The organism is Paracoccus benzoatiresistens (assembly GCF_026913015.1).
GTDB classification, from domain to species: Bacteria; Pseudomonadota; Alphaproteobacteria; order Rhodobacterales; family Rhodobacteraceae; genus Paracoccus; species Paracoccus benzoatiresistens.
This window is the reverse complement of sequence record NZ_JAPTYD010000114.1, coordinates 1-4,220: the sequence shown is the minus strand read 5'-3', so window position 1 is coordinate 4,220 and position 4,220 is coordinate 1. Positions and strand designations below refer to the sequence as shown.

The window sequence follows — 4,220 nt, the reverse complement described above, 5'->3', positions numbered from 1 at the left end:
GGCCCGCGGCCACCGTGGCCGATGTGCGCGCTGCGGGCCTGGCATCGGGACACATGCGGATCCTGATGACCGGAAAGACCGGTGCTCCGCCGACCATTGTCCATGTCCGCGATACGCTGATGCTGGACGAGGCAAGCCCCGTCGCATCCATTGCCCGGCCTGTGCATGTGCTGTCGCCCACCATGCCTGTCTACGAGGCGCTTGGCCGCATGCGCGCTGCAAGCGTGCAGTTGGCGGTGGTGATGGATAGTGGTCAGATGCTGGGCGTCATCTCCTTGTCCGATATTGTCAAACGGGTTCTGCCGACCGGCAAGACTGCGACGTCGATTTCCACAGCGGCGCTCGGATGATACGAAGCCTTTGGTTCACGTGGAAAAGGTCCATGAACCGCTCTTCCCCGTGCCCCAGCGTCTTTTCAGGTTCGGATCCTAGTACTCTTAATCGACGCATGGGACATGTCACGCAGCGGCAGCTGCAATGACCAGGCTGCAGGCATTTTGGCGAGGAGACCTTCCACTTGATGAGGCATTCTGGACATGGACGGTGACCATTGGGCTGACGATCAACCTCTTGGCCATCATCGCGCTTTTGACATTGATCAGTCTTGAACGACCTTGGGAAGCCCTGGTTGCCGGTTATGCGTTTACGGTGCCTTACAACATCATGGCAGTCATTGGCACTTGGCGATCAGCCGAGCGTTACCCCGGTCCGACCATACATGCGGATCTCGCGCGGGGAGCAAGTGTCGCGCTGATGGCAGTTCTGAGCGTGGTGTAGGCTGATTGCAGGAGCCCATTCAGAGCAGCAATCCATATGACCGCTTACCACGCGTTCAATGGGAGGGGTTAAATCCATGCTTTTGGGAGACTAGCCGGATCCTGGTCCGGGCATCCTCTGGAACATTGCAGGTCATGTTGCACACCTATTGAAGTTGTCGTGTCATACCAATCGCCTTGATCTCTGACTCGCTCGGGATTCCTCTCGACCTGAAAATCTGAATCATGGACCTCTAGCGATGGAGGCTTTGATGGCGGTTGAGATCACGCGAAAGGACATGTCGGCGAGCGAACTACGGGCGATGGCGGCTCGCACAAAGAATGCGAAGGCGGCGCGGTGGATGCTGGCGATCGCTCTTGTTCTGGATGATGAGCCATGTCGCGCCATCGGTCCGAGCGACAATGGCGAATGATCGCAAGGCGGCGGCGCAGGCCTGCCGCATGGATCGGCAGACCCTGCGCGATTGGGTTCATCGCTACAACGACGGCGGGACCGCCGGTCTGTCGAACCGCCATGCGGCGGGCCGGACGGCGCTCAAGCGCCCTTGTCCTTTGGCAGGCAGGGTTGATGGCTTGGGAGGACGGCGGTTCAGGCCTTCAGCCTTCAGGACACGATAGATGTTGTCGCGGTTGAGATGCGGCAGGAAGTGGCGCAGCACAAAGGTCAGGTCATCCAGGGGAAAGCCCGTTGCGCGTCGCACGGCGCAGATGATCGCACGCTCCTCCTCTGTCACACGCCACGGCAGGCGGTTTGGCCGGCTTGACCGATCCTGGCAGGCCTGTTCGCCGCGCTTGCGCCATTTGCGCACAGTTTCCTCGCTGATGCCGTAGCGCTTGGCCAGGACCCTGGTGGGCTCGGTGGAGCGGGCGATGTCAGCCCGAACAGCTGGCGTGATCCGGGCCTGGGGATGGATCTGCATCATCACCTCACCTCGGCAAGAACGGGTTCAAAGCGCCAGGCCTGTTCAGCAATGACCCAGCTTACCTCGTCCCAATGATGTTCTGCAACCAAACAGCAGGCTCAGCGGAACATGAGTTCGACGATAAAAGGCAACTTGGTCTCCGACATCCCTGTCAGGTTGGCCACCGTGCGTGAAGATCATCGATCACGAATGGATGGTGATGGTGGTCGTGTGATCCGAAGCTGCGCAGGTGCAGGTGGTCGGCGGGCAGGTCGGGATGATGATGGGGGACGGCGGCCGGATCGTCCGAGGGCCAGACTCGCCGCGCCATCACCACGCCGACAAGACCGGTTGCGGCCATGGCGGCAAATGCGCCATCCATCCCGACGGTCGCCCCTAAGTATCCTGCCAGGGGATAGCAGATCAGCCAGCAGCCATGCGACAAGGCGAACTGCGCGGCAAAGAGGGCGGGTCGATCCTCGGGATGGGCCGAGCGTCTCAAAAGTCGGCCCGAAGGAGTTTGGGCGGCGGAGTAGCCGAAGCCCAGGACCAGCCACAGCATCAGCAATACGCCAAAGCTGCCGACCAGAATTCCCGCCGCCGTGCCCGCCGCCAGAAGGCACGCGCCCGCGATCATAACGAGGCGGTCCGACAACCGGTCCAGCACCCGCGGCAAGGCTAGTGCCGCGATCATCGAGCCCGCACCAAAGATTGCCAGGGCCAGGGCGACCTGCGGCTCGGCCAGGCTGAAGTCCGTTTTAACGAGCACCACGGTGTTCACGATGACCATTGAACCCGCCGCCGCTACTGCGAAGTTTATGGCAAGCAGACCCCGCAGGCGGGGCGTCGCCAGATAGATGCGCATTCCCCGCGTGGTTCGATCCCAGATCCCGCTCCGTGGCCCCGGCCGCGCCACAGGCAGCCGCACACCGAGCACCAGCAGGGCCGAGGCGAGGAACCCTGCCACGGTTCCCGCGAACAGGTTGTGGAAGCTGAAAACACTCAGCAGGGCGGCCGCCAGCATCGGCGAGACCAGGTTTTCGAGATCATAGGCAAGCCGCGACAGGGACAGGGCGCGGGTATAGTCGCCTTCGTCAGGCAGGATGTCCGGGATGGTAGCTTGGAAGGTTGGCGTAAAGGCCGCCGAAGCCGACTGCAGCACAAAGATCAGCAGGTAGATGTGCCAGATCTCGGTCACGAAGGGCAGGCACAGCGCCACCGCGCCCCGGATCAGATCCAGGCCGACTAGCAGTGGCCGGCGCGGCAACTGGTCGGTAGAGGCTTGCGCCACCGGCGCCACCCCCACATAGGCGACCATCTTGATGGCCAAGGCCGTGCCCAACACCGCACCCGCGTCCGGCCCGGCCAGATCATAGGCCAGAAGGCCCAAGGCAACCGTCATCAGTCCGGTCCCCAGCAGCGCGATCACCTGCGCGGCGAACAGATGGCGATAGGTGCGGTTGCACAGAATGCCCAACACAGCAGTCTCCTCATAGAAGCTTCGACAAGGCCTTCATTTCGGCGAGGGTGTCATCGGAATCTTGGTCCAGACAGTGATCGATGTGGTTATAGATCAGCACACGCTTGGCCGCCGTCACCGCGCTTTCTACGGCGGCCAACTGACGCGCGGTATCCAGACAGGGCTCCCGCGCCTCGATCATTGTAATGACGTGGCGCAGGTGCCCCTCGGCACGTTTCAGTCGCTTGATCACATCGGGATGGCTAGCATGGACATGTGACATACCAAATGGATAACGCCTTGGAGGGGATAGGGACAGATATTATGCCTCCACCGACTCTCCCAAGAGATCGACAGCATGGCGGCTTTTTCTTGTATGGTGGATTCAATGTCGATATAATGGAAGAACGAACGCGCCGATTTGAGCGACAGCTTGCGGGCGCGAAACAAGTTCAGCTAAAGCGAAGGGGCCATCGGGTCGTCTTCCGAAACACCAGCAGGGATCACTGCCGCAAGGAGAGGCCGATGAAGGACATGGCAGCCCCGCCCCAGACGCAAACGGAATCGCATCGCCAACAGATCGCCGCCGTGACATTGCCGGTCAGGGAGGTCACCGATCGCAGGCGCAACTTTCCCGACTCATGGATCAGCTTCCACCTGGAACTGACCTGCACCGGGCTGGAGGGCTTGGGTGCATTCTGTCGATGCTTTGAGGCCACAGGGCTGGGGGATGGTGTCGCTGAAGGCCGAGGCCAACCAGACCATCTACTGCGTCCTATTGAACGACGGACATATCGACCTGACCCACCTCGCGCGAGATTTGGACGGGGTGGCGACCTTGGACCGCTGGACTACCTAGATCCAAGTTGTGACAGGCCGGGGTTAATTCCGTCATAGCGCACATAATTCTTTTATATTGACGGACGAGCGGAAGGCGGCAAACATGAAGCCACCATCCTGAAAGGGCCATCCATGTCACGCACTGCGTTCCTCGACCATGTCGGCCAAACCCTTGCGAGTCTCGAGGAAGCCGGTCTGCGCAAGCGCGAACGGCTGATCACCTCGCCGCAGTCGGCTCATGTT

The 4,220-nt window shown here is 61.0% G+C and carries 6 protein-coding genes and 1 pseudogene; 4 read left to right on the top strand and 3 right to left on the bottom strand.

The window, feature by feature from the left end; genetic code table 11:
• The 4 genes from OU682_RS23430 to OU682_RS24470 form a co-directional block, all read left to right on the top strand.
• The coding region (locus OU682_RS23430; RefSeq protein WP_268944593.1) for a CBS domain-containing protein at nt 1–350 on the top strand (350 nt) is incomplete at its 5' end.
• A 127-nt stretch (nt 351–477) separates the two neighbouring features.
• Nucleotides 478–777, top strand: coding sequence for a hypothetical protein (locus tag OU682_RS23425; protein ID WP_268944592.1), 300 nt, complete (start codon nt 478–480; stop codon nt 775–777).
• A gap of 250 nt (nt 778–1,027) precedes the next feature.
• A complete protein-coding gene (locus OU682_RS23420; RefSeq protein ID WP_371832309.1) occupies nt 1,028–1,189 on the top strand; it encodes a hypothetical protein in 162 nt (53 codons plus the stop codon).
• Nucleotides 1,143–1,394: a helix-turn-helix domain-containing protein gene (locus tag OU682_RS24470; protein ID WP_371832308.1), complete on the top strand. Its 252-nt coding sequence runs from the start codon at nt 1,143–1,145 to the stop codon at nt 1,392–1,394. The genes OU682_RS23420 and OU682_RS24470 overlap by 47 nt, the downstream gene beginning before the upstream one ends.
• Here the strand turns inward: OU682_RS24470 and OU682_RS23415 are convergent.
• From OU682_RS23415 to OU682_RS23405, 3 genes and pseudogenes are all read right to left on the bottom strand, one after another.
• Nucleotides 1,316–1,699, bottom strand: a pseudogene (locus OU682_RS23415) (helix-turn-helix domain-containing protein); the annotation flags it as partial. The gene OU682_RS24470 and the pseudogene OU682_RS23415 overlap by 79 nt on opposite strands.
• Before the next feature lie 151 nt (nt 1,700–1,850).
• A complete protein-coding gene (locus OU682_RS23410; RefSeq protein WP_268944591.1) occupies nt 1,851–3,158 on the bottom strand; it encodes an MFS transporter in 1,308 nt (435 codons plus the stop codon).
• Between the two features lie 10 nt (nt 3,159–3,168).
• Nucleotides 3,169–3,420, bottom strand: a complete 252-nt coding sequence (locus OU682_RS23405) for a metal-sensing transcriptional repressor (protein WP_268944590.1) — start codon at nt 3,418–3,420, stop codon at nt 3,169–3,171.
• Between the last annotated feature and the right edge of the window lie 800 nt (nt 3,421–4,220).